Origin of the sequence: Tessaracoccus sp. ZS01 (assembly GCF_022342445.1) — a bacterium.
Classification (GTDB): domain Bacteria; phylum Actinomycetota; class Actinomycetes; order Propionibacteriales; family Propionibacteriaceae; genus Arachnia.
This window is the reverse complement of sequence record NZ_PQFE01000020.1, coordinates 1-23,664: the sequence shown is the minus strand read 5'-3', so window position 1 is coordinate 23,664 and position 23,664 is coordinate 1. Positions and strand designations below refer to the sequence as shown.

The 23,664-nt window shown below is 68.6% G+C and carries 22 protein-coding genes; 7 read left to right on the top strand and 15 right to left on the bottom strand.

Going from position 1 to position 23,664, the window contains the following annotated elements:
- Nucleotides 1-7 precede the first annotated feature (7 nt).
- Nucleotides 8-1,009 (bottom strand): ABC transporter permease, encoded by a 1,002-nt coding sequence (locus tag C3E87_RS13235; protein WP_076063709.1) that lies wholly within the window; start codon nt 1,007-1,009, stop codon nt 8-10.
- Nucleotides 1,006-2,526: a sugar ABC transporter ATP-binding protein gene (locus C3E87_RS13230; protein ID WP_076063707.1), complete on the bottom strand. Its 1,521-nt coding sequence runs from the start codon at nt 2,524-2,526 to the stop codon at nt 1,006-1,008. Before C3E87_RS13230 ends, C3E87_RS13235 begins: the two co-directional genes overlap by 4 nt.
- 258 nt (nt 2,527-2,784) lie before the next feature.
- Between C3E87_RS13230 and C3E87_RS14760 the strand changes: the two genes are divergently transcribed.
- Both C3E87_RS14760 and C3E87_RS14720 read left to right on the top strand, forming a co-directional pair.
- Nucleotides 2,785-5,949, top strand: a complete 3,165-nt coding sequence (locus C3E87_RS14760) for a S8 family serine peptidase (protein WP_076063706.1) — start codon at nt 2,785-2,787, stop codon at nt 5,947-5,949.
- Between the two features lie 161 nt (nt 5,950-6,110).
- Entirely contained in the window at nt 6,111-9,245 is a 3,135-nt protein-coding gene (locus tag C3E87_RS14720) for a S8 family serine peptidase (RefSeq protein WP_076063705.1), read from the top strand.
- 72 nt (nt 9,246-9,317) lie between these two features.
- Here C3E87_RS14720 and fbaA read toward each other — a convergent pair whose 3' ends face one another.
- From fbaA to C3E87_RS13180, 5 genes are all read right to left on the bottom strand, one after another.
- Nucleotides 9,318-10,340 (bottom strand): class II fructose-bisphosphate aldolase, encoded by a 1,023-nt coding sequence (gene fbaA / locus C3E87_RS13200; RefSeq protein ID WP_076063704.1) that lies wholly within the window; start codon nt 10,338-10,340, stop codon nt 9,318-9,320.
- Between the two features lie 127 nt (nt 10,341-10,467).
- Nucleotides 10,468-11,013: a hypothetical protein gene (locus tag C3E87_RS13195; RefSeq protein ID WP_143571050.1), complete on the bottom strand. Its 546-nt coding sequence runs from the start codon at nt 11,011-11,013 to the stop codon at nt 10,468-10,470.
- Between the two features lie 5 nt (nt 11,014-11,018).
- Nucleotides 11,019-11,669 carry an RNA methyltransferase gene (locus C3E87_RS13190; protein WP_083665670.1) on the bottom strand — a complete coding sequence of 217 codons (651 nt, stop codon included), beginning with the start codon at nt 11,667-11,669 and terminating at the stop codon, nt 11,019-11,021.
- A gap of 18 nt (nt 11,670-11,687) precedes the next feature.
- Nucleotides 11,688-12,731 carry a hemolysin family protein gene (locus C3E87_RS13185; protein ID WP_233120814.1) on the bottom strand — a complete coding sequence of 348 codons (1,044 nt, stop codon included), beginning with the start codon at nt 12,729-12,731 and terminating at the stop codon, nt 11,688-11,690.
- A complete protein-coding gene (locus C3E87_RS13180) occupies nt 12,728-14,086 on the bottom strand; it encodes a hemolysin family protein (RefSeq protein WP_076063699.1) in 1,359 nt (452 codons plus the stop codon). Before C3E87_RS13180 ends, C3E87_RS13185 begins: the two co-directional genes overlap by 4 nt.
- 26 nt (nt 14,087-14,112) lie before the next feature.
- On the opposite strand from C3E87_RS13180, the gene C3E87_RS13175 reads away from it, so the two are divergent.
- The gene (locus tag C3E87_RS13175; protein WP_369819276.1) at nt 14,113-14,475 is read left to right on the top strand and encodes a GNAT family N-acetyltransferase; all 363 of its coding nucleotides are present in this window, start codon (nt 14,113-14,115) and stop codon (nt 14,473-14,475) included.
- Between the two features lie 74 nt (nt 14,476-14,549).
- Here the strand turns inward: C3E87_RS13175 and C3E87_RS13170 are convergent, their stop codons facing one another.
- The 5 genes from C3E87_RS13170 to C3E87_RS13150 all read right to left on the bottom strand — a co-directional run bounded on the left by C3E87_RS13170 (nt 14,550) and on the right by C3E87_RS13150 (nt 18,227).
- Nucleotides 14,550-15,092, bottom strand: a complete 543-nt coding sequence (locus tag C3E87_RS13170) for a YceI family protein (RefSeq protein WP_076063695.1) — start codon at nt 15,090-15,092, stop codon at nt 14,550-14,552.
- A gap of 362 nt (nt 15,093-15,454) precedes the next feature.
- Nucleotides 15,455-16,186: a LemA family protein gene (locus tag C3E87_RS13165; protein ID WP_143571049.1), complete on the bottom strand. Its 732-nt coding sequence runs from the start codon at nt 16,184-16,186 to the stop codon at nt 15,455-15,457.
- Between the two features lie 94 nt (nt 16,187-16,280).
- Complete coding sequence (gene pyrE / locus C3E87_RS13160; RefSeq protein WP_076063693.1) at nt 16,281-16,820, bottom strand: orotate phosphoribosyltransferase; 540 nt, start codon at nt 16,818-16,820, stop codon at nt 16,281-16,283.
- Nucleotides 16,817-17,506 carry a class E sortase gene (locus C3E87_RS13155; protein WP_198928320.1) on the bottom strand — a complete coding sequence of 230 codons (690 nt, stop codon included), beginning with the start codon at nt 17,504-17,506 and terminating at the stop codon, nt 16,817-16,819. Before C3E87_RS13155 ends, pyrE begins: the two co-directional genes overlap by 4 nt.
- A gap of 82 nt (nt 17,507-17,588) precedes the next feature.
- A complete protein-coding gene (locus tag C3E87_RS13150; protein WP_076063688.1) occupies nt 17,589-18,227 on the bottom strand; it encodes a LysR family transcriptional regulator substrate-binding protein in 639 nt (212 codons plus the stop codon).
- A 33-nt stretch (nt 18,228-18,260) separates the two neighbouring features.
- Between C3E87_RS13150 and C3E87_RS13145 the strand changes: the two genes are divergently transcribed.
- Both C3E87_RS13145 and C3E87_RS13140 read left to right on the top strand, forming a co-directional pair.
- Nucleotides 18,261-18,614 (top strand): DUF5997 family protein, encoded by a 354-nt coding sequence (locus C3E87_RS13145; RefSeq protein WP_076063686.1) that lies wholly within the window; start codon nt 18,261-18,263, stop codon nt 18,612-18,614.
- Between the two features lie 12 nt (nt 18,615-18,626).
- Nucleotides 18,627-19,145 (top strand): hypothetical protein, encoded by a 519-nt coding sequence (locus tag C3E87_RS13140; protein ID WP_076063684.1) that lies wholly within the window; start codon nt 18,627-18,629, stop codon nt 19,143-19,145.
- A gap of 33 nt (nt 19,146-19,178) precedes the next feature.
- Here C3E87_RS13140 and C3E87_RS13135 read toward each other — a convergent pair whose 3' ends face one another.
- Genes C3E87_RS13135 through C3E87_RS13125 form a run of 3 tightly spaced genes read right to left on the bottom strand, consistent with a single transcriptional unit; the run spans nt 19,179 to nt 22,326 of the window.
- Nucleotides 19,179-19,901, bottom strand: a complete 723-nt coding sequence (locus tag C3E87_RS13135; RefSeq protein WP_143571048.1) for a hypothetical protein — start codon at nt 19,899-19,901, stop codon at nt 19,179-19,181.
- 50 nt (nt 19,902-19,951) lie between these two features.
- A complete protein-coding gene (locus tag C3E87_RS13130; RefSeq protein WP_083665668.1) occupies nt 19,952-21,208 on the bottom strand; it encodes an acyl-CoA desaturase in 1,257 nt (418 codons plus the stop codon).
- Nucleotides 21,209-21,216: 8 nt separating this feature from the next.
- A complete protein-coding gene (locus C3E87_RS13125; RefSeq protein WP_076063680.1) occupies nt 21,217-22,326 on the bottom strand; it encodes a ferredoxin reductase in 1,110 nt (369 codons plus the stop codon).
- A gap of 130 nt (nt 22,327-22,456) precedes the next feature.
- Between C3E87_RS13125 and C3E87_RS13120 the strand changes: the two genes are divergently transcribed.
- On the top strand, nt 22,457-23,263 hold the full coding sequence (locus C3E87_RS13120; protein ID WP_143571047.1) for a spermidine synthase: 807 nt from the start codon (nt 22,457-22,459) through the stop codon (nt 23,261-23,263).
- A 52-nt stretch (nt 23,264-23,315) separates the two neighbouring features.
- Nucleotides 23,316-23,627 (top strand): DUF1707 domain-containing protein, encoded by a 312-nt coding sequence (locus C3E87_RS13115; protein WP_076063676.1) that lies wholly within the window; start codon nt 23,316-23,318, stop codon nt 23,625-23,627.
- The last annotated feature ends 37 nt before the right edge of the window (nt 23,628-23,664 follow it).

The following is a 23,664-nucleotide window of genomic DNA, read 5'->3' as shown; positions in this document are numbered from 1 at the left end:
GGGCGGGTCAGACCGCAGCAGCTCTGGCGCGGCGGACGTTGTCGATGAACACGGCCAGCAGGACGACGACGCCAGTGGCGACGAGCTGCCATTCCTGTGCGATGCCCATCATCTGGAGGCCCTTGCGGAGGGTCTCCATGATGAGTGCGCCGACGACGGTGCCGATGATGTTGGCACGGCCACCGACGAGTGAGGTGCCACCGATGACGACGGCGGCGATGACGTTGAGCTCGAAGCCCACGCCTTCAGCGGGTTGGACGAAGCCGAACCGCGACGAGTAGAGGATGGCGCCGAAGGCCATGAAGACGCCGGCGGTGACGTAGACCATCGTCTTCCAGAACCGCACGTTGACGCCGGAGAGGCGGGTGGCCTCCTCGTTGGAGCCGATGGCGATGGCGTAGCGGCCCAGCAGCGTCTTGTTGAGCATGACGCCGGCGATGATCGCGAAGAGGATGAACCACAAGATGGCGTTCTTGAGGCCGGGGATGAGTTCGCCGTTGAACAGCCAGGTGTACTGCGGGTTCTTGATGCTGATGGTCTGCTTGTCCGACACGACGAGCGCCAGGCCGCGGGCCGCCATCATCATCGCCAGCGTGGCGATGAACGGTGGTAGGCCGAGGAAGGCGATGTTGAAGCCGTTGATCAGGCCGATGAACGCGCCCACGAGGATGGTCAACGCGAGGCCCGCACCCAGCGGCAGGTTCAGCCACGGGTCGGCCGCGAGGAACGCGCCCGCCGCGACGGCGACCAGGCTCATGCCCGTGCCGACCGAGAGGTCGATGCCGGCCGTCGCGATCACGAAGGTCGCGCCCAACGCCATCACACCGACGTAGGCCGACTGGGAGACGATGTCCAGCGCGACGCCGAGCGTGGCGAAGTTGGGCGCCACGAGCATGAAGACGATGTAGATCAGGACCAGCGCGAGGAAGACGAAAATCTGCTGAAGCGACGACTTCAGGTAGCCCTGGACGGGGCTCGTCGTCTGCTTGGTGGTGGCTTGAGTGCTCACGCTGCGGTTCCTTTCAACTGAGCCTTGCCGAGGGTGGCGAGCTCCATGATGCTTTCCTGGGTGGCGTCCTCGTTGTCGAGGATGCCGGTGATGTGTCCGTGCGCCATCACGACGATGCGGTGCGAGACGCGCAGCACCTCCGGCAGTTCGGAGGAGATGACGATGATGGCCTTGCCCGCGGCGCTCAACTGTTCGATGAGGTCGTAGATCTCCTCCTTGGCACCCACGTCGATGCCTCGGGTGGGCTCGTCGAAGATGAGGATGTCGGAGTTACGCACGAGCCACTTCGCGATGACGACCTTCTGCTGGTTGCCACCGGAGAGCTTGCCGAGGAGCTGGTTGACCGACGGCGTCTTGACCCTGAGCTTGTCGGAGAACTCCTTGCCGACGGTGCGGATCTTGCCGTCGAGGACGAACCCGCCGATGCTGAAGTCGTTCATGGCGGCGAGCACGGCGTTGTACTTGATGTCCTGCTCGAGCAGCAGGCCGTACGTCTTGCGGTCCTCGGAGAGGTAGCCGATGCCTGCGCGCACCGCGTCTGCGGCGGAGCGGATGTTGATCTTCTTGCCGTGCACGTGGATGTCGCCGGAGGTGCGGGGGTCTGCGCCGAACACGGCCCGGGCCACCTCGGTGCGGCCGGCGCCGACGAGGCCGGCGAAGCCGAGCACCTCGCCCTTGCGCACGTCGAAGTTGATGTCGTGGAGGAGCTTCCTGGTGTTGAGGTTCTCCACCTTGAGCAGCACCTCGTCGCTGTCGACGGTGGTGCGGGGTCGCGCGTCGCCCGAGACCTCGCGGCCCACCATCATCGAGATGATCTCGCGCATCTCCACCTCGTCGGTGGTGACGGTGCCGATGTACTGGCCGTCGCGCAGCACCGAGACCCGGTCGGTGATCTCCTCGATCTCCGGCATGCGGTGCGAGATGTAGATCAGGCCGGTCTCCGGGGTGACGAAGTCGCGGATCATGCCGAACAGGGCGTCGGTCTCCGAGATGGTCAGCGCCGCGGTGGGCTCGTCCATGATCAGGATCTTGGTGGACTCGAACGACAGGGCGCGCGCGATCTCCACCATCTGCTGCCGGGCCACCGAGAGGTCGCCGACGCGGGAGGTGGGGCGGATGCTCATCCCGAGGCGTTCGAAGAGCTCGCTCGCCTCGCGGTTGAGTGCCTTGTCGTCGACGAAGCCGCCCTTGCTGCTGCCGGGGCGCCCGAGGTACAGGTTCTGGGCGACGGTGAGGTCCGGCACCATGTTGAGTTCCTGGTGGATGATGCTCAGGCCCAGATCACGGGCGTGGTTCACGTCGCGGACGGTGACCTTCTGGCCCTGCAGCCAGATCTCCGCGCCCGGATCCGGCGTGTAGATGCCCGTCAGGATCTTCATCAGCGTGGACTTGCCGGCACCGTTCTCGCCGCACAGGCCCAGCACCTCGCCGGCGTTGAGGTCCAAATGGACGTTCTGCAACGCTTTGACGCCTGGAAACGTCTTGCTGACGTTCTTCAGCTCAAGAAGTTTGCTCACGTGTACTCCTTCGTACTTTCGCCGGAAATCCCGCAACTATGCGGCTCTCTGAACGACGATGTTAACGCTAGCACTCCTCCACGATTGATGCAGGGTTTGTTATCAAACCGTGACTCATCGCTCTTCGGATACGACACCGCCGCCGATTCAGCCGTCCCCCGGGCCATGCCTTCGATGACACCACCTGCCCGGAAGCCGCGTGGCTGGCCCGACGAACCGCTAGGTTGCCAGCCAGACCACCATTGCGAGGAGAAACCCATGCCCCTGCCCTCCACCTGGAGGCGCGCAGCGACGGTTGCCATTGCGGCCATCGTCGGGCTCGCACCCCTGACCGCCTCAGCAGACCCCGGAGACCCGGACCTGCGTGTGCCGCGCGACAGCGCCGCCGCCGAAGATCGCACCGCCCGCTGGCTGAACGCCACCAAGTGGTTCGTCGAGTTCGAGAGCGAGCCCACCGCCAGCGGCGGCAGCCGCACGACGATCCAGCGTCAACACCGCTCGTTCGCCGAGGAGGCGCGCCGCGCGGGCCGCCCCGCGAACGTCATCAGGAACTACGAGCGACTCTTCAACGGCGTGGCCGTCACCGCTGACACCGCCACCGCCGAGCAGTACGCAGAGCTCCCAGGAGTCAAGGCCGTCCACCCGGTGCGCATCTTCTCCGTGCCGGAACCGCAGGACGTCACCCCACGGCTGATCACCGCCATCGCGCAGACCGGCGCGGACATCGCCCAGACCGAACTCGGCCTCACCGGTGAGGGCGTCAAGGTGGGCATCATCGACACCGGCATCGACATCGACCATCCGGATTTCGGCGGCAGCGGCACCAACGGCTCCACCGCCTTCCCCAGCGCGCGGGTGGCCTACGGTTACGACTTCGTCGGTGACGACTACAACGCCGACCCGACGTCGACCTCCTACCAGCCCGTCCCGAAGCCCGACGGCCGCCCGGACGACTGCCAGGGCCACGGCACCCACGTGGCCGGCATCGTCGGCGCCGACGGTGAGGTCACCGGAGTCGCCCCTGGCGTCACCCTCGGCGCCTACCGCGTGTTCGGCTGCAACGGCTCCGTGGACGACCAGGTGATCCTCGACGCGCTGGAGCGCGCGGAGGCCGACGGCATGGACGTGGTCAACATGAGCCTCGGCGCCGACTACGACTCCTGGCCGGAGGCCCCAACCTCCAAGGCCTCGGACCGCCTCGTGCGCAACGGCGTCGTGGTGGTCAACGCCGCCGGCAACGCCGGCGACAGGTACACCATGACGATCGGCTCTCCCGGCACGGCCGGCCTCGCCATCAACGTGGCGTCCTTCGACAACTCGCACGTGACCATGGACGAAGTGCTGTTCACCACGGCCAACGGCCCCGTCTCCGCAGGTTTCCTGGGCGCGACGGGCTCGCCCGACGCGACGTCGGCGCTGAACAACCTGCCGGTCGCGCGCACCACGGACCCGCTGAACTGCGAGGCGGAGGCCGCTGATCTCACCGGCAAGGTGGCCATCGCCCAGCGCGGCACCTGCACCTTCCACCAGAAGGCCGCCAACGCCCAGGCCGCCGGCGCCGAGGCGCTGGTCATCTACAACAACGAGCCCGGCTTCATCAACGCTACCGTCGAGGGCGAGGTGACCATCACCATCCCGGTGGTCACCGTCACCCAGGCCGTGGGCACCTCCGTGGTGGGCGCGCTCCCCGCCACCATCCAGTTCACCGGCGGGGAGAGCCAGCAGCCCAACCCCACCGGCGGGCTGATCTCGGACTTCTCCTCCTGGGGTCTGGCCGCAGACCTGACCCTGCAGCCGGATCTCGGCGCGCCGGGCGGGTCCATCCGCTCCACCTACCCGCTGGAGAAGGCCGACGGTTACGCCACCCTGTCCGGCACCTCCATGGCCGCACCGCACGTGGCCGGCGCCGTGGCGCTCATGCTGGAGAACGCGCCGTCGATGACCCCGGCGGAGATCCGCAGCCGGCTGCAGAACAGCGCCGTGCCCGCCGCCATCGCCGAACTCCCCGACGAGGGCATCCTCGACGCGGCCCACCGTCAGGGCGCCGGCCTGATCCGCGTCGACCGGGCACTGCAGGACGGCTTCGTCGTCTCGCCGGGCAAGATCTCCGCCGGCGAATCCGCCGACGGCGCCCACACCGAGACGCTGACCATCACCAACGTCACCGACGCCCCCGTCACCTGGGCGCTGTCCTACGAGGACGCGCTCAGCACCTACCTGGAGACCGATCCGGACTGGGGCGACGGCACGCAGAACACCGTCGGCTACAACCTGTTCGCCTCGCAGGTGTCCTTCTCCGCGCCGAGCGTCACCGTGCCCGCCGGCGGCGCGGCCACCGTCGACGTCACGATCAACGCGGACCCGGAGGCCCCGGAGGGCGCCCAGTACTCGGGCTTCGTCCACCTGACCTCCGACGAGGGAGCCACCGCCGTGTCCGTGCCGTTCGCCGGCATGGCGGGCGACTACGGCAACCTCGAGATCTTCCCGGAGATCTGGGACCTCCCGGCGGTGGTCGAGATCACCGCCTGCTCCTTCTGGGACGAGGGCCAGTGCGTGGACCCGGACGTCGACTACGAGATCGTCGACGCCGGACGCATCTTCACGGGCGGCGAGGACCTGCCGACGGTGGCCTTCCACCAGGCCGTGCCGGTGCAGAAGCTGACCATCGACGTGCTGCGCGCAGACGCCAAGGGCAACCCCATCGACGCCAGCCGCGCCACGGTGCTCAGCTTCGACCACCTGGGACGCTCCGAGTTCGAGTCGCTGTACACGTGGAACGGCCAGCTGCCCAACGACGCCGGCCTGCTCGTCCCGGCCACGCCCGGCAACTACGTGATCCAGGTCACGGGCGTCGCGGCGGACGGCGACGGCGGCAGCCAGAGCTGGACGTCGGCGGCCTTCGGCTGGAAGAACACGCCGGTGGCGTCGCCCACGCCCACGCCGTCGGTGCCGGTGGCGAAGCCGACGGTGACCGTCACGAAGTCGCCTGCGGCCGAGCTGCCGGCCGACGTGTACAACACGCCGGGCATGCACGAGGTCAACGGCCGCAAGTGGTTCACGGCCTGCGAGGACTACTCGCAGACCGTGCGGTGCCGCACGATGATCTGGGCCACCACTGTGATCCAGGCCGACGACGGCTCGTTCGTGCCGCGCAGCGGGTGGGCGTTCAACAACCTCACCTACCTCCCGCACATGACGCGGGCGCAGTGGGGCACCAACCCGCTGGCCGTCAACGGCACCTGGAAGGGCACCGACGGCCGCACGTGGCGCACCGAATGCGACACGGCGACGACGGGGCGCGGCGGCTGCCGCTCCTACATCACCGCCAGCGTGATCGAGGCCTACCCGGCGGCTGACGGTGGCTACGCCTACCGCTGGGTCACGAAGGAGATCCTCAACAACATGGTCCGCTTCAAGAACTGACCAGCGGCACCTGAAGCACCCCGAGGGGGCCCGGCGGCACGGTCGCCGGGCCCCTTTTCGCGTCACCCCATGGGCGCCGGGCCCTCCTTAGACCTGGGGCGGAGACGAGGGGGGCCGCGGACCAGTAGGTTGTGCTCATCTCTTGGCAACGGAAGGACGCCATGTTCCAGCAACGTTGGTGGCGCACGGCGATGACTTCGCTCGTCGTCGCTGCTCTCGCACTCTCCCCCGCGGTGTCGCGCGCCGATGACGAGGCCTCCGCCCCCGTCAACCTCGGCAACCTCGCCGACTACGTGACCAACCCGGCCGCAGACCTGGGGAAGACCAGGCCCACCGGCGAATGGTTCGTCGAGTTCCGCTCCCAGCCCACCGCCTCCGGCGGCCGGCAGACGCAGCTCCAACGCAACCGCTCGGACTTCACCGCCGAGGCGCGCGCCGCGAGCCTGCCGGCCGAAGTGGGTCGCATCTACACGCGGCTCTTCAACGGCGTCACCGTGAAGGCCGACGACGCGCAGGCCCGGAAGCTGGCCGGGCTGCGCTCGGTGAAATCCGTGCACCCCGTCCTCGCCATGCGGGTGCCGGCCGCCCCTCCGTCGGCCGAGGGTTCCGCCACCAGGCCCACGCTCGCCATGATCGGCGCGGACCGTGCCCAGAGCGAACTCGGCGCCACCGGCAGGGGCGTCAAGGTGGGCATCATCGACTCCGGCATCGACTACGCTCACCCCGACCTGGGCGGCACCGGTTCGGAAACCGCCACGTTCCCCACCGAGCGCGTGGCCTACGGCTGGGACTTCATCGGCGACGACTGGACATCCTTCCCCGATGAGTTCGGCGAGGTGGGCGAGATCACGCCCGACGGCGACCCCATGGACTGCCTCGGCCACGGCACGCACGTGGCGGGCACCGTCGGCGGCGCCGGCGACGTGGTGGGCGTCGCCCCCGAAGCCACCCTCGGCGCCTACAAGGTGCTGACCTGCAGCGGCGACACCACCATGGCCATCGTGCTCGACGCCATGGAGCGCGCCACCGCCGACGGCATGGACGTGGTCAACATGAGCCTGGGCTGGCCGCTGCAGAGTTCGGCGAACCACCCGCTCTCGCAGGCCGGTGACCGCATGGTCGACGCCGGCGTGGTGCTGGTGGTCGCCGCCGGCAACGAGGGCGAGCTCGGCACCCAGACGCTGCGCGCACCGTCGGTGGCCGCCAAGTCGATCTCCGTGGCCTCGTTCGACGCCACCAGCATCTCCACCCCCGAGGTGGTCTTCACTCCCGCCGCGGGCGAGGCCATCCACTCCGGCTACACCGTGGTGTCCGAGGCCCCGGTGCCGACGGGCTTCACCGGCGAACTGGCCACCTTCAGCGACCCCCTGCAGTGCAAGCCGGACCCGACGCTGGCCGGGAAGGTCGCGTTCTTCTCCGGGGACGGCGGCTGCGACATCGAACGACGCACCCAGCTCGCGCTCCAGTCCGGCGCGATCGGCGTCGTGCTGCACAAGCAGTACTTCTGGGACTGGGTGTGGAGCGACGGCGCGCCCGTCATCGGCATCCTCTCCGACGCGGGACGCCAGGTGCAGGCGGCCCTCCAGCAGGGCCCGGTCACGGTCACCGTGCCGGGCACCTTCATCGACGACCCCAACCCCTACACCCCAGGCCTGGCCTCGGTGTTCACCTCCTGGGGCCTCGATGCCGAACTCGGCCTCAAGCCGGATCTCGGGGCGCCGGGCGGCAACGTCTACTCGACGATGCCGTTGGCGATGGGCGGCCACGCCCTGATGTCCGGCACGTCGATGGCGTCGCCCCACGTGGCGGGCGCTGCCGCGCTGCTACTGCAGGGCGACCCCGCCGCCACTCCCGCCGAGGTCCGCACGAGGCTGCAGAACACCGCGACCCCTGCCGCCTTCTCCTTCATGCCGGAATCCGGCGTGCTCGACGGCGCGCACCGGCAGGGGGCGGGCCTGATCCGTGTGGACCGGGCGATCACGCAGCAACACCTGGTCACGCCGTCGAAGCTCGCCACCGGTCAGTCGGCCGACGGCCCGTTCCGCCAGACGCTCACCCTGACCAACGCCACGGACGCCGCGGCGACGTGGACCGCCACGCACCAGAACGCCGTGACCACGTCTGTCGCCTGGGGGGAATCCAGGTTGCAGAACCGGCCGGACTTCACGCAGGAACAGGCCCAGGTGACCTTCTCGTCGCCGACGATCACCGTGCCGGCGGGCGGCAGCGCCACCGTGGACGTGACCATCGACGCCCCCGAAGCCGCGCCCGAGACCGCCATCTACAGCGGCTACCTCCGGTTCACGACGGAGGGCCACTCCATCCAGGTCCCCTTCGCCGGCATGAAGGGCGACTACAGCGCCGCGCCGCTGGTGCTGGGCGATGACAGCCAGTACCCGCCCTTCCTGGGCGTGCTGTGGGACTGCCTCCAGCGGGAGGGGCGACTGTGCGTCGACATGTCGCCGTCGTTCAGCCCGGTGGAGGAACCCATGCCCTACAACGAATGGGCGCTGCCCGCGGTCGGTTTCCTGCTGGCCACCCCGGCGTCGTCGGTGACCTTGTCGGTGCTCGCCGTGGATGCTGCCGGAGCGCCGATCGAGGCCAGCGCCCAGGAGGTGTACACCGAGCTCACGCCGTGGCGCTCCCCCGACGGCAACTCCGCGGCGTGGGACGGCCTGCTGATCGATGCCGACGGCGAACTCGTGCCGGCCCCGCAGGGCCAGTACGTGCTGCGGATACGGGTGACGAACTCGGACCTCCCGGCCAGGACCGAGGCGTGGACCTCGCCCGCGTTCCAGTGGCTCGACGAGCCCACCGAGGAGCCGGAGCCCAGCCCCACGCCCACGAAGAAGCCCACCACCGCGGCCCCGAAGCCCGAGGTGAGGGACGTCTACAACACGCCCGGGCTGCACATGGCCAACGGGCGCCAATGGTTCACGGCCTGCGAGCCGTACTCGCAGACGGTGCGCTGCCGCACGATGATCATGGCCACCACGGTCACCGAGAGGGCAGGGGTGTTTACCCAGACGAACGGCTGGGTGTTCAACAACCTCACCTACCTGCCGCGGATGACGCGTGCCCAGTGGGGCACCAACCCGTTGGCCCGCAACGGCGCCTGGACGTCGGCCGACGGCCGGAAGTGGCGCACCGAGTGCGACACGGCCGCCACGGGCCGCGGCGGCTGCCGCACCTACCTGAGCGCCAGCGTGATCGCGGCACTGCCCACGGCGGCCGGCGGCACCCAGTACACCTGGGTGACGAAGGAGATCCTCAACAACATCGTCCGGTTCCGCTGATCTGACGAAAAACAACTGCGGCCGGCCCCCGAGGGGACCGGCCGCAGTTCTGTTCAGCGCGTCAGCGAGGCGTCACTTGGACGACTGGCCGGCGGAGCGGAGCTGCTGGCAGGCCTCGAGCACGCGGGCGGCCATGCCGGCCTCGGCTGCCTTGCCCCAGGCGCGGGGGTCGTACAGCTTCTTGTTGCCGACCTCACCGTCGATCTTCAGCACACCGTCGTAGTTCTTGAACATGTGCGTGACGACCGGGCGGGTGAAGGCGTACTGGGTGTCGGTGTCGATGTTCATCTTGATGACACCGTGGTCAACCGCGTCGGAGATCTCCTGCGCGGTGGAGCCGGAACCGCCGTGGAACACGAGGTCGAACGGCTTCTCCTTGCCGTACTTGGCGCCGACGGCGTCCTGGATCTCCTTGAGGAGCTCCGGGCGCAGCTTGACGGCACCCGGCTTGTACACGCCGTGCACGTTGCCGAAGGTGAGGGCCGTCATGTAGCGGCCCTTCTCGCCGAGGCCGAGGACCTCGATGGTGCGCAGGCCGTCTTCAACGGTGGTGTAGAGCTTCTCGTTGATGGCGGCTTCGACGCCGTCCTCTTCGCCGCCGACGACGCCGACCTCGATCTCGAGGACGATGTTGGCCTTGGCGCAACGCTCGAGGAGCTCAGCAGCGATCTGCAGGTTCTCCTCCATGGGAACAGCGGAACCGTCCCACATGTGCGACTGGAACAGCGGCAGTTCGCCGCGGGCGACGCGCTCTTCCGAGATGGCGAGCAGCGGACGCACGAAGCTGTCCAGCTTGTCCTTCGGGCAGTGGTCCGTGTGGAGAGCCACGTTGACCGGGTAGTTCTTGGCGACTTCCTGGGCGTAGGCCGCGAAAGCGGCTGCGCCGGCGATCTTGTCCTTGATGGTGGGGCCGGAGAAGTACTCGGCGCCGCCGGTGGAGACCTGCAGAATGCCGTCCGAGCCTGCTTCAGCGAAGCCCTGGAGAGCGGCGTTGAGGGTCTGCGAAGAGGAGACGTTGATGGCCGGGTAGGCGAACTTGCCCGCCTTGGCCCGGTCGAGCATCTCCGTGTAGACCTCAGGAGTTGCAACTGGCATGGGAGCCCCTTTTTTCTCGATGAAAGCTGGTTCCCGCCCAGCCTATCGCGTCGGCTGAATACCACACCGTCTGGGTCCGGGTTGTAGCCCCCGGGCATTCCCGGGGCGCTGGGATCGTGTCGGAGGGTCAGAGCAGGTTGTCGAGCGCCGTGGTGTCGAGGCGCACCCGGCCCAGCGAGTACGCCTGGGCGGCGGAGTCGATGACCGCCGGGGCGGCGTCGAGGAACGCCACGGGCACCTTGGCCGCCAGTTGGCCGTTGGCCTCGACGACGAGGTTGGGCCCGGCGCCGAAGTTGTGGCCTGCGAGCTTCAGCGCCGTCACCTCGGCCCACGGCACCGTCACTGCGGTGGGGTGGACGAATTCGACGCCCTTGGGGTCCAGATAGAACGCCACTCCGTCGGTGATGGCGGCCAGATCCTTCTTGGCGTTGCTCAGCCCGACGGCCGACAGCACGAGCCAGAACACCGTCGACACAAGCCACAGGGCGGCGATGCCGATGGTCCAGCCCAGCGACCAGTCGCGGCCGAAGAAGAACCAGAACACCACCAGCAGAACGAGCGAAACCACCGTCGAGATCACGCGCCACCGCAGGGTGCTCCGCGCTCTCGTGACGCGTGCCGCCGTGGGCAGTGGCGTCAGCCCGGCCGCGAATCGCTGTCCCTGCTGCTGCATGGAGGTCATGCTAGCGCCACCCCGGTTGAGGCCGGCCCGTGCTGCAACTGCCAGTGGTACATCGCGATCGCCGCGGCCGCCCCGGCGTTCATCGAGCGGGTGGAGCCGTGCTGCGTGATGGCCACCAACTGCTCGCAGCCCGCCACCATCGCGTCGGTCAGGCCGGGGCCCTCGGAGCCGAAGACGAGGCAGCAGTCGGCGGGGAGTTCCGCCGTCTCCAGGGGCACGGAACCGGGCAGGTTGTCGACGCCCACAGCCGTGACGCCGCGCTCCGCGAGGAAGGCCAGCAGCGACGCCTCGTCCTCGTGGTGGTGGACGTGGAGGTAGCGGTCCGTGACCATCGCGCCGCGTCGGTTCCACCGTCGCTTCCCGACGATGTGAACGGCCGCCACGTTGAACGCGTTGGCGGTGCGCACGATGGAGCCGATGTTGAAGTCGTGCTCCCAGTTCTGAATGGCCACGTGCAGCCGGGAGCGGGTGCGGTCAAGATCGGCGACGATGGCCTCGAGCTTCCAGTACCGGTACCGGTCGATGACGTTGCGGCGGTCGCCGTCGCGCAGCAGTTCCGCGTCGAGGCGCTCGTCGTCCGGCCACGGCTCCGGGTGCGGCCCCACTCCCACGGTTGGCGCAGTGGGGTCGTGGGGCTCGTCGGTCATGCCCGGCAGGATAGCGGCTCAGCCCGCATCGACGGATTGGACGATGCCCGTGGGCATCAGCCCGGGCAGCACGTCGCTGAGGGTGACGATGCCGATCTCGAGGTCGCCGTCGGTCACCACGGCGATCTGGGTGCGGGCCAGGCGCAGCTGGTTGAGCGCGGTGGCGACACCGGTGTCCGCGGGCAGCCGTACGGGCGGGCGGGCCAGGTCCATCGCGGGGCGCGACAGGTCCGGCTCGTCCAGGGTGTCGCGGACGTGCACGATGCCGACGGTGGTTCCACCGTCGCGGACGAGCACCCGCATGTGGCCGTGGTTGCGCGTCACCGTCTGCACGTCCGCCAGGGTGCCGGTCACCGGGATGGCGGCCAGTTCCTGCCCCTCCGGCACCAGTTCGCGCACCTGGCGCTCGCGCAGGGTCAGCACGGACGTGATCGACGACTGGAAGCTGGCCTCCAGGGCGCCGACGTTGGCGGAATGCTCCACCAGGTGACGCAGGCCGGCGACGTCCTGCGTGGCCGACAGCCCGTCGACGGGCTCCGCGCCGGCCTTGCGGACCAGCCAGTTGGCCATCGAGTTCATCGCCTTGAGGATGGGGCGGACCACGAACATGAAGGCCCGCATCGGCACCGCCAGCAGCACCGAGGATTCCTCGGGGTGCGCGATGGCCCAGGACTTGGGGGCCATCTCCCCGACCACCAGGTGGAGGAACGTGACGATGATCAGCGCCAGCACGAACGACGCGACGTCGGCGACGGCGGCGGGCAGCCCGGTGACCTCCAGCAGCGGGGTCAGCGCGTGGTGCACGGCGGGCTTGGTGATGGCGCCGAGCGCCAGCGTGCACACCGTGATGCCCAGCTGGGAGCCGGCCAGCACCAGGGTGAGTTCATGCGAACTCTTGATGGCGGCGCGGCCGGCGAATGTGCCCGCCCGCTCCTCCAGCCGGTGCGGTTTGGCGGCCATCAGCGCAAATTCGACGGCGACGAAGAACGCGCTCAGCACGATGATCAGCACGGTCCAGAGGGTGACGGTCCAGCCGCTCATGCCTGTCTCGAGCAACGTCATTTCTGCTCCCCCAGTTCAGGCAGCGAGATCCGCACGCGGGAGGCCACGTGGCGCTCCACGGCGAGCACCTCGATGCGCACGAGGTGCGCCGGGGAGTGGGAGTCGATGGCACGCTGCGCCGCCGTCGGCTCCAGCACGAGGTTCACGACGGCGCCCTCCTCGGGCAGGTCCCCCAGGGAGTGGATGATGAGGCCGGAGACGGTTTCGAAGTCGCCGCCGGGGAGCTTGAGGCCGATGGCGCGCTCCACCTCGTCCACGTGGACGTCGCCGGGCATGACCCAGACGCCATCGTCGGACTGCGGGAGGTAATCGGGGTTGTCGGGGTCGTGCTCGTCGGTCAGCTCGCCGATGACCTCCTCGGCCAGGTCCTCGAGGGTCACGACGCCCACGAAGACGCCGAACTCGTCGATGATGCAGGCCATCTGCTCGCCGGCGGCGCGCAGCTGGTTCTCGGCGTCCGGCAGCTTGGTGAGGTCCGGCAGCCGGAAGGGCTCGCGGGCGATGCGCAGCACGGGCTCATCAAGGGCGCGGCCGGTGCGCAGCACATCTGCCAACTGGACCACCCCGATCACCGAATCATGCTCGTCCACCACCGGGTAGCGGGTGTGGCCGGTGGCCATGAGGTTGCGCACCTCGCCGATGGTGGCGTCGGCGCGCACCACGTCGACGTGCACGCGGGGGTTCATGGCGTGGTCGAGGTCGCGGCGCGGGAAGTCGAGGATCCGGTCCAGGATGTGCGCCAGCTGAGGCGACAGCGTGCCGGATTCGCGCGAGGCGGCGACGACGCGCTCGAGATCTGTGGCCGACGCGGCCGACTCGACGTCGTGCACCGGCTCGATCCGCAGCGCGCGGAGCAGCAGTTCGGCCGCCTTGTCGAAGACCCAGATGATGGGGCCGAACACGGCCAGGTAGATGCGCGTCGAAGGCGTCAGCGCGTCCGCCACCACCGTCGAGCGGGCGATGGCGTAGTTCTTGGGGAACAGCTCGCCGATCAGCATCTGCACGAACGTGGAGAACCCGATGGCGACGAATCCGCCGATGGCCACGCTGACCGCGGTGAGCGCCCCGCCGTCGAGCAGGGAGCCGATGGCCTGGCCGATCAGCGGCTCCGCGACGTACCCGACGAGCAGTCCCGTGACGGTGATGCCCAGCTGGGCGCCTGAGAGCATGAACGAGGTGCGGCGGGTGATCTCGAGGGTGCGGGCCGCGCGGTCGTCGCCGGCCTTGGCGCGGCTGCCCAACTTGGACCGGTCAACGGCGACGTAGGCGAACTCCTGCGCCACGAAATAGCCGGTGGCGACCGTGATCAGGAGCACTACCAGGACGCCTACGAGCAGGGATACAACAGGGGTCATCTCGGTTTACCTCTGAGAGGCAGACGTTGGGACCCCTCCGATGTGTCACAGCATGGCATGCACTCCAGTATGTCAGGTGGACGTATCGTCGACCCATGACCGAAAAAGCCACCGTCACCAACAATCCCGAGCAGAACCGCTACGAGATCCGGCTGGGCGACGACCTCGCCGGTTTCGCCGACTACATTCTGAGCAACGAGCTCATCACGTTCACCCACACGGAGATCGACCCCGCCTTCGAGGGCAAGGGCCTGGGCTCCACCCTCGTCCGCGGCGCCCTCGACGACGTGCGCGGGGCCGGCGACCGCAAGGTGTTGCCGATCTGCCCGTTCGTCAAGAGTTGGATGGCCAAGCACCCCGAATACGAGTCGCTCGGCTACGGTTCCTGACCCGCTCCCCTGAGCAGAGACAGAAGAACGCCCCGGTGTGGTCACCGGGGCGTTCCTGTGGTGATCTGGGGAGATCAGGCCTGCTTGATGGCCGAGATCTCGAACTCGAGGACGACCTTGTCGGAGACGAGGAAGCCACCGGTCTCGAGGGCTGCGTTCCAGGTCAGGCCGAAGTCGGAGCGCTGGATCTGCTTGGAGCCTTCGAAGCCCACGCGGGTGTTGCCGAAGGGGTCGAGGGCCGAGCCCTGGTACTCCAGCGGGATGGTGATGGACTTGGTGACGTCCTTGATGGTGAGGTCGCCGGTCACGTTGACGGTGTCGCCTTCGATGGAGAAGTCGGTGCCCTTGAAGGTCCAGGTGGGGTAGTTCTCGACATCGAAGAAGTCGGCGGAGCGGACGTGGCCGTCGCGGTCCGCGTTGCGGGTGTTGATCGACGCGGCGTCGATGGTGACCTCGAGGGTGCTGGCCTTCACATCGTCGGCGTTGATGACGGCCTGGCCCTCGAACTTCTCGAAGGAGCCGCGGACCTTGGTGACCATCGCGTGGCGGGTCACGAAGGAGAAGGTGGTGTGGGCGGGGTCGAGGACGAAGGTGCCGTGGAGTTCGTTGAGGGACATAGTGTTTCCTTTCCGGGGTGGTAGTTGAAACTCTAACAGTCTTTGATTGAGGTTTCAACTATGTCTGACGGTTTTCACCAAAGTCCCTTGTGGGAGCGGCGTGTCGCCTGGGGTGCGAGGGGGTCTGGTTTGGGGCGATGGCGCCAAATCAAGATCTGGGGTGGTTGACGACGCTGAATCCAGATTTGGGGTGGGGTGGCGTGGGGGCCGAATCTAGATCTGAGGTCGCGGACGACGCTGAATCCAGATTCGGGGCCGACGGCCGGGCGCGACGTGGGTCGGGGCCGACGGCGGGAGAGCCGAAAGCGGAAGACGCCCCTCCGTCGCTACGACGAAGGGGCGTCTGCCTGCTCACGGGCCGCTCAGTTCTCGAACGGGGGCCGCTCCGCGGGCTGCTGCTGCGGCTGCTGGATCTGCTGCTGCGGCGGCTGGACCGGCTGCTGGTACTGCTGCTGCGGGGCGATCTGCTGCTGCTGCTCGGGGGCGGCAGCGGGGCGCTGGGAGATCTCGCCGAAGTTCACGTCGGGGGCCTGGCGGACCATCGGGTCGTTGACCTCGAAGTACGTGGCCTTCTCGAACTTCGCGAACCCGGCGATGACGTTGCTGGGCACCGATTCGATGCGCGTGTTGTAGTCACGCACGTTGGCGTTGTAGAAGCGACGCGAGGCGGCGATGCGATCCTCCGTGTCCGTCAGTTCGCGCTGGAGCTGCATGAAGTTCTGGTTGGACTTCAGATCCGGGTAGGCCTCCACCGACACCAGCAGGTTGTGCACCGCCTGGGTCAGTTCGGATTCGACGGCGGCGCGCTCTTGGCTGGGCTGGCCGCCGCTCTGGCCGGCGAGCGCACGGGCCTGGTTGCGCAGCGCGGTGATCTGCTCGAGCGTGTTGCGCTCGTGCGCCGCGTAGCCGCGGACCGTCTCCACCAGGTTGGGGATCAGCTCGTAGCGCCGGTTGAGTTCGACGTCGATCTGGCGCCAGGATTCCTGGATGAGGTTGCGGCTCTTGACGAAACCGTTGTAGGCCGCAACGCCCCAGAGGACCACGCCGAGGGCGAGGACGACCAGCACGGCCAGGATGATCAGCAGTGTGTCCACGAAGTTCTCCTATCTTCGGGAATCACGCTACCGCAGGCGCGAAGCCACGGGCAGGGTCTCACCGGAGCAATTGGATGGGGTCCCGAAAAGGGGGTCAGAGGCCGAGGTCGGCCAGGTTGAGGGCGTAGCGGTACTCGAGCCCGGCTTCGGCGACAGCCTCGGCCGCACCGGTGCCGCGGTCGACGACCACCGCCACGGCCACCACCTCGGCGCCCGCCTCCCGCACGGCCTCGACGGCGGTGAGGGCCGAGCCGCCCGTCGTGGAGGTGTCCTCGACGACCAGCACCCGGCGGCCCGAGACCTCGGTGCCCTCGATCCGGCGCTGCATGCCATGCGACTTGCTCTCCTTGCGCACCACGAACACGTCCAGGCGTCCGCCGGCTGCGGCCTTCGAGTGCAGCATGGCGGTGGCGACAGGGTCGGCGCCCAGCGTGAGGCCGCCCACGGCGTCGAAGTCGAGGTCCGCGACCAGGTCGTTCATCACGCGGCCGACGACGGGGGCGGCCGCGCCGTCGAGCGTCACGCGTCGCATGTCGACGTAGTAGTCGGCCTCCTTGCCGGAGGCGAGGGTGACCTTGCCGTGCACGACGGCGAGGTTCTGGACGTGCTCGATGAGTTCGGTGCGGTCGGTCATGATGTCTTCTTCTCCGTGTCGCTGAGGGTGCCGAAGCCGACGGCCCGGTCCGGGGTGGGGAACAGATCCTCGCAGGTGGTGAGGGTGATGAGCGCCTGGTGGGGCACGACGTCGGGGTGGCCGGGGACCGGCTCGAGGACCCAGTTGTCGTCAGCCCCGACGGTGAGCTCGGCGGGGGCCGAGACGATCTCGTAGGTGAAGGTGGCGGTGCGGGTCTCGACGGTGATCTCGTCGCCCTGCCGCAACTCGAGAAGGCGACGGAAGGGCTCCCCCTCCGTCACGCAGTTGCCCGCCAGGGCGAAGTTGCCCAACTGGCCGGGCAACGCGCTGCCGGGGTACCAGCCGACCCCCCGGTTGAGATCCGTGGGCTCGACCCCGGCGATGATCGGCCACTCCGCGCTGAAGGCCGGAATGCGCAGCAGCCAGTTGGCTTCATGCATGCCGGGCTCCGCGATGAGCGGCGGGGCGGCGGGATCCTCCTGCTGCAATTCGGGAGGGAGCGGCGCGTCCCATTCCGTGCGGAGCCGGGTGATCTCGTCGACGGCACGGTCACGGGCGAACGCAGTGGTCCCCCAGACCTGCCAGCCGACGTACCCGCCCACCGCGAGGATCACGACGAGCAGGGTCACGAGGAGCAGCAGGAACGGGGAGATGCCCCGCTTCTCCCTGATCACCCGAGTCGCCACGGACCCATTCTTGCAGGATGCCCCCGCCTCGCGGTCCCTGAGCCCGTCCCAGCGGACACCACTGGGCGGCGAGCCTCCGCGGTCAACGGCGGCGTGGGCTCCGTCGACCCCTCGGCTGCGGGGGCTTCGCCGCGCGCGGCTGCTCCTTCGGGGGCTTCTCCCCCTTGGCCTGGGCCGTCCGCGTGCTGTTGACCGTGCGGCCGCGCACCACGCCGATGAAGTCCTCGATCCGGGGGTGCTCGTTGTCCACCCGCCAGGCCAGCCCGACCGTGGTCGGCTCCGCATCGACGACCGGGAGATAGACCATGTCCTTCCGGCTACCGGAGCGCGCGATCGACATCGGCACCCGGAGCACGGCGGCGGAGTAGGCGGCGAGGTCGACGCTCTCCGGCTCCGCGTCGTGAATCACCCGCGTGCCGTCCTCCGCCAGGTCCTCGGCGGTGACCTCGTCCAGCGCCGCCAGGAGGTGGTCCTTGCTCAACCACAGCACGGGCTGTTCCTCGTAGAGCGGGATGACGTGCAGCCCGTCCCTGTCGATGGGCAGCCGCACGAAACACAGGTCGACGTCGCCGGCGACCACGGCGCGCCGCTGCTCCGCCTCGGTGACCTCCGTCACCTCCAGCGGTTCGCGGAACCGCTCGCCCCAGATGCGGCGCCATTTGGTGAGCGTGACGCCCGGCACGAAGCCGATGCGCAGGCCGCCGTCGTCTGCTGCTGTCATGCGTTGAGGCTACTGCAGGGCTACGCTTCGGGCATGAGCCAGACGATGAAGCCGATCACCGCAGCGGCCAAACTGGGCATCTACCTGCCCGCCGCGCCCGAGGACTTCCGCACCACCCCCATCACCCGCGAAGAGGTCGACGCGCTGCGCGACGACCCACCGGAGTGGTTGGTGGAACTGCGCCGCAACGGCCCGTTCCCCCGCGACGTCGTCGCGCAGAAGCTGGGGGTCTCGAAGTCGGGCCTCGCCCGCTCCGGCGTGAAGGAGGCGCTGACCAGCGATGAGATCGGCGAGCTGCTGGCCAACCCACCGGGCTGGCTCGTCGACGAGCGCGAGACGCACCAGAAGGTGCTGAAGGAACAGGCCCGTCAGCGCGACCAGCACTGAGAGGACTGACCCATGGCCACGATTGAACCCACAGATCCCCCGGTCGCCGACGAGGAGGTCGTCGTCGACGAGGAATTCCTGCGCTCCCTGGAGGACGACGAAGAGGCGCAGAAGATCCTGCAGCTGATGTCGGAGAAGGTCTGCGACTACTGCGAGGCACCGGTCACCTGGCTGGACCCGACGGACCTTCGGGCGGTGGACCCCCAGTCGTTCGATGATCTGGTGAATCGCTACGACATCGACCCGGAAACCATCCTCATGTGCTGGGACTGCCCGGAGTGCGGCAACTTCAGCCTCATGGGAGACGACTTCGAGGTGCAGTGGCTCGACGCCACGCCCCAATGCCCGGAGTGCGACAGCTACCAGGTGGAGGTCATCGACCCCGCCCAGGTGGCGCACCTGGACCGCGCGCGGTACCTGGAGTGGAAGAAGCAGGTGGGCGTGCAGGCGCTGCTCGACGGCGACGCCGTCCGGTGCCACGACTGCGGCGTGCTCAGCTTCGTGCCGAGGCAGGACGCCGAGGGCGACTGACGCCGCCCCGTTCGCGCCGCGACGACGACGGGGTCAGGCCGCCACCTCTTCGGGCGGCCTGAACCGGGCGAGCGCGGCGTGCTCGACGGCGCGGCTCCGCAGGAACCAGCTCCACGCGAAGGCCACCATCGCGATCGTCTCCAACATCAGGATGGGCTTGTAGCGGCCCAGCATGAAGTAGATCTCCACGGGCAGGAACGTCCACAGCACCATCAGGAGCACCGAGATCACGATGGTGGCGCCGCTGATGCCGTAGGCCACCAGGCGGGGCCCCAGGTCATGCTCCGGGATGGCGCTCATGGGGAACAGGATCAGGCAGAAGGTCGCCAGCGCCAGGAGGAACACCGAAGCGGCGACATTGTGCAGCCAGTAGGTGGTGCTCACCCCGATCACGCATTGCAGCACCGTGCAGTCCCACTCCGCCTGCCGCGGCTGGAGCGGGGCCAGCGCGACGAGGGCCGCGGCGATCGAGGCCACCTTGGCCACGATCCGATCGGCCCGCAGCTCCGGGTTGGTGGGGTGGTAGCCGCGGTAGGACCAGAGGAACAGCGCCAGCGCGCACAGCGTGCCGACGAACACGTCCCGCATGGGCGTGTAGTAGTACTCCGAGATGCTGCCGCGGAGGCCTTCACCGCTGATCAGGCTCCAGCCGATGAGCGACACCGGCAGGAAGAAGCTCAGCAGGGCGATCACGCGTTGCTGCGTGATGAAGGTTCGCCCCAACTGCTGATGGCTACTCGGCCGGTCTTCGCGCACGACGCGCACCTCCTATGCCCTCAACGGCGGTCGGAGCACAGGATAGTCGCCTACGACGCGACGGCGGCCCGACGGGGCAGCCACATGCCGCGCGTGTTGCGCACGACCTCACCGACGGCGTCGCGTGCGGCGCCGGCCACCTCGCGCAGGCGGCTGGAGCCCTCGCGCTTGTCCGGCAGCGAGTGGCGCAGCACCGTGCGCCAGGCGGAGAACACCTGCTTGTACAGGGGGCCGGAGACGTAGCGCAGGTTGTGGCGCTCCATCAGTTCCTGGATCCGCGGCGCGATCTGCGGGTACCGGTTGCTGGGCATGTCCGGGAACAGGTGGTGCTCGATCTGGTGCGAGAGGTGCCCGGTCATCAGGTGCATCACCCTCGAGCCTGTGATGTTGGCGGAGCCGAGCATCTGCCGCAGGTACCACTCGCCCCGGGTCTCGCCCTCGATGGATTCCGTCTCGAACGTCTCGACGCCCTCAGGCAGGTGCCCGCACAGGATCACCGAGTGGGTCCAGATGTTGCGCAGGGTGTTGGCGATCACGTTGGCGGCCAGCGTGGGCAACGCCGACGGGCCCGACAGCAGCGGGTGCACGACGTAGTCCTTGCTGAACTGCTTGCCGATCTTCTTCAGCGTGGTGGTCAGGTCTGCCTTGAACTCGGCCGTGGACCGCTTGCCGTCCTTCCACTCCTTGATCTGCATGTCGTAGGCGGCGATGCCGTACTCGAAGAACAGCATGGTGAAGAAGTTCGTCACGGACTGGAACAGGTGCTTGAGCTCCCATTCCTGGCCGGAGTCCACGCGCATGATGTTGTAGCCCAGGTCGTTGTCCATGCCGACGACGTTGGTGTAGGTGTGGTGCTCGACGTTGTGCGAGCGCTTCCACTGGTCCGCCGGCGACGCGAAATCCCATTCCCACGTGCTGGAGTGGATCTTCTTGTCGCGCATCCAGTCCCACTGGCCGTGGAGGATGTTGTGGCCGATCTCGGTGTTCTCGATGATCTTGGCGAACGTCAGCCCCGCGGTGCCCGCGATGAACGCCGGCGGGAACTTCGAGAACAGCAGCATGACGCGGCTGCCGGCCTCGAGCATGCGCTGGAGGCGGATGACGCCGCGGATGTAGTCGGCGTCGTTGGCGCCGCGGCTGTTGAGCACCTCGTCGCGGAGCTCGTCGAGCTCGCGGCCGATGGCCTCGATGTCTGCCGGGCTGAGGTGGGCGATGGGGTTGCGCCGCCCCGTCGACGAGGTCTCGGCGCGCTGTTGCGGTGTGCTGGCGGTGATGCGGTTGGAGCGAACTTCCGTGGTGGCAGTCATGGCATGTCCTAAACGGTGAGGTGACAGGGCCCGGCCGCAGCCGATACGCAGGTCTGGACGAGTACAGGGTCTTGGGGATCAGCCGTGGTGACTTCCCCGGTGCGTAGGTCGCGGATGCTGCCCCCGGTGAGCGGCAACACACAGTTGAAGCAGATGCCCATCCGGCATCCGGAGGGCATCAGGACACCGGCGCCCTCGCCGGCGTCGAGCAGGGTGGTGGCGGCGTCGGCGTCCACCGTCACGCCGGAGGTGTCGAAGGTCACCGCGCCACCGTCGCCGACGGCGATGATGGCCGCGCGGAAGCGTTCGGTGTGCAACCGCTCCCCCAAGCCCTCGGCGGCCCAGTGGGCCTCCGCGTCGTCGAGCATGGCGGCCGGGCCGCAGGCCCAGGTGTCGCGGCTGCGCCAGTCAGGGACCACCGAGTCGAGTTGGTCGGGCGTGAGGATGCCGTCGACGGCGGTGAAGCGGGTGACCAGCCGCAGGCGGCCGGCCGCCTCGAGGCGACGCAGCTCAGGCAGGAAGAGCGCCTCGGCCTCGCTGGGGGCGGAGTGGACGATGACCACATCCGCCGGCAGGGGGTCGTTGCGCAGCATGCCCATGATGGGCGTGATGCCGGAGCCCGCCGTCAGGAACAGCGCGGCGGGCGGGGTGGGTGTGGGCAGCGTGAAGAGGCCTTCGGCCTGGTCCAGGTGGAGCAACGTGCCCGGGGCGAGGCTGCGGACGAAGTTGCTGACCTTGCCGTCCGGGATGGCGCGTGCCGTGATGGTGAAGGTGTCCGCATTCACCGGGCTGGTCAGGGAGTACGCGCGCCACAGGCGCACGCCGTCCACGTCGAAGCCGATGCGGACGTACTGGCCGGGCGTGTGGGGGCGCCAACCCCTGCCGGGACGGATGGTGACGGTGGTGGCGTTGGGGCCTTCGGCGCGCACGCCCAGCACCCGGCCGCGGAGTTCGGCACCGGAGCCCAGTGGGCTGATGAGGTCGAGGAAGTCTTCGGGGAGAAGCGGGGTGGCGATGGCCTCCGCAACCCTGCGGGCGCCCTTCCGGACACCGCCGAGAACGCGCTTCGCGACCGACGTGGTCTGGGGCTGAGGGGCGATGACCCCCGTTGTGGTCATGCATACAAGCCTACGGCACCGTAGGTAAGGGGCGGGGAAAACGGTATACCGGTGGACAGGAACCGGCTCCCCGGGCCCCGCCCGAGGCGCTCCCCGAGCGCCGCCGCTGAGGTTTGGCTAGGCTCTCCAGGTGGCTGACCGACTCTTTCCCGACCCCGAAACGATGGGGGCGTACTACGTCCGGTTCGGCCCCACGTCGCAGTCCTACGTGGATCCGTACCAGCCGGATCTGCTCCTGTTCGAGTACGTGGCGCACATCTCCCTGCTGCTGGAACACTCGGCCTTTCGGGCACCTGCGGACCAGCGGCTCCGCGTCGTCCACATCGGCGGCGCCGGCATGACCATCCCGCGTTGGGTGGCCCACCGCCGGCCGGAGACTGCCCAGGTGGTGTGCGAGCCCGACGTCGAGCTCACCGAGGAGGTGCGGCGCAAGATCCCGCTGCCCAGCCGTTCCGGGATCAAGGTCCGCGACGTCGACGGCCGCACGGGGTTGGCCGCGATGCCCTCGCAGTGGGCCGACGTCATCATCGTCGATGCCTTCAAGGAACTCGTGGTGCCGGGAGACCTGGTGACCCAACAGGCGCTGGACGACCTGCGGCGCATCGGCAGGGGCGACGCCGTCGTCATCTTCAACATCACAGACAAGGCGCCCTTCGAGTGGGCCCGGAAGCTCGCCGGCGGGCTCAACCAACGGTGGAAGCATTCGATGATCGGGATGGAGAACGACGTCTACAAGGGCCGACGCTTCGGGAACCTGCTGATGTTGGCGTCCGACACCAAGCCCGACACCGGGCCGATCGAGCGTGAATCCGGGCGCCGGCTCTTCGGCTACCGCTGGGTCACGGGGCACGCGGCGCAGCGCTGGCCCGGCGGGGCGCTGCCCTTCACCGACGACACCATGGAGGACTCGCCCGGCCCCCGGGGCCGGGGATGGTGAGCGGTCCGTGGGGCGCGGGGATTTTGTCGCCCTGCGCAGCTAGCCTGAGGTCATGGACAACCTGCAGCTCCGCATCGGAGACCTGGAACGCAACGAGGCCGTCGGGTTCCTCCAGACCCATGCCGAGCAGGGCAGGCTCAGCTCCGAGGAGTTCAACGAACGGATCGGCAACGCGCTGACGGCCCGCACGCTCGGGGAACTGGCCTCGCTCTTCTCGGATCTGCCTGCACCCAAGCCCGGCCCCGCGTCCAGCCTGCCCGCGGTCCCGTCGCCGGCCCCGCTGCCGCACGCGCTCAGCAGGAGAGCCGCGATCGCGGTTCCGATGAGGGCCTTCTTCATGTGTGGTTCCTCCAGTCAGCATTGACTTTGATGGCATTTAGTTGTGCCGTGAGACTAATCCT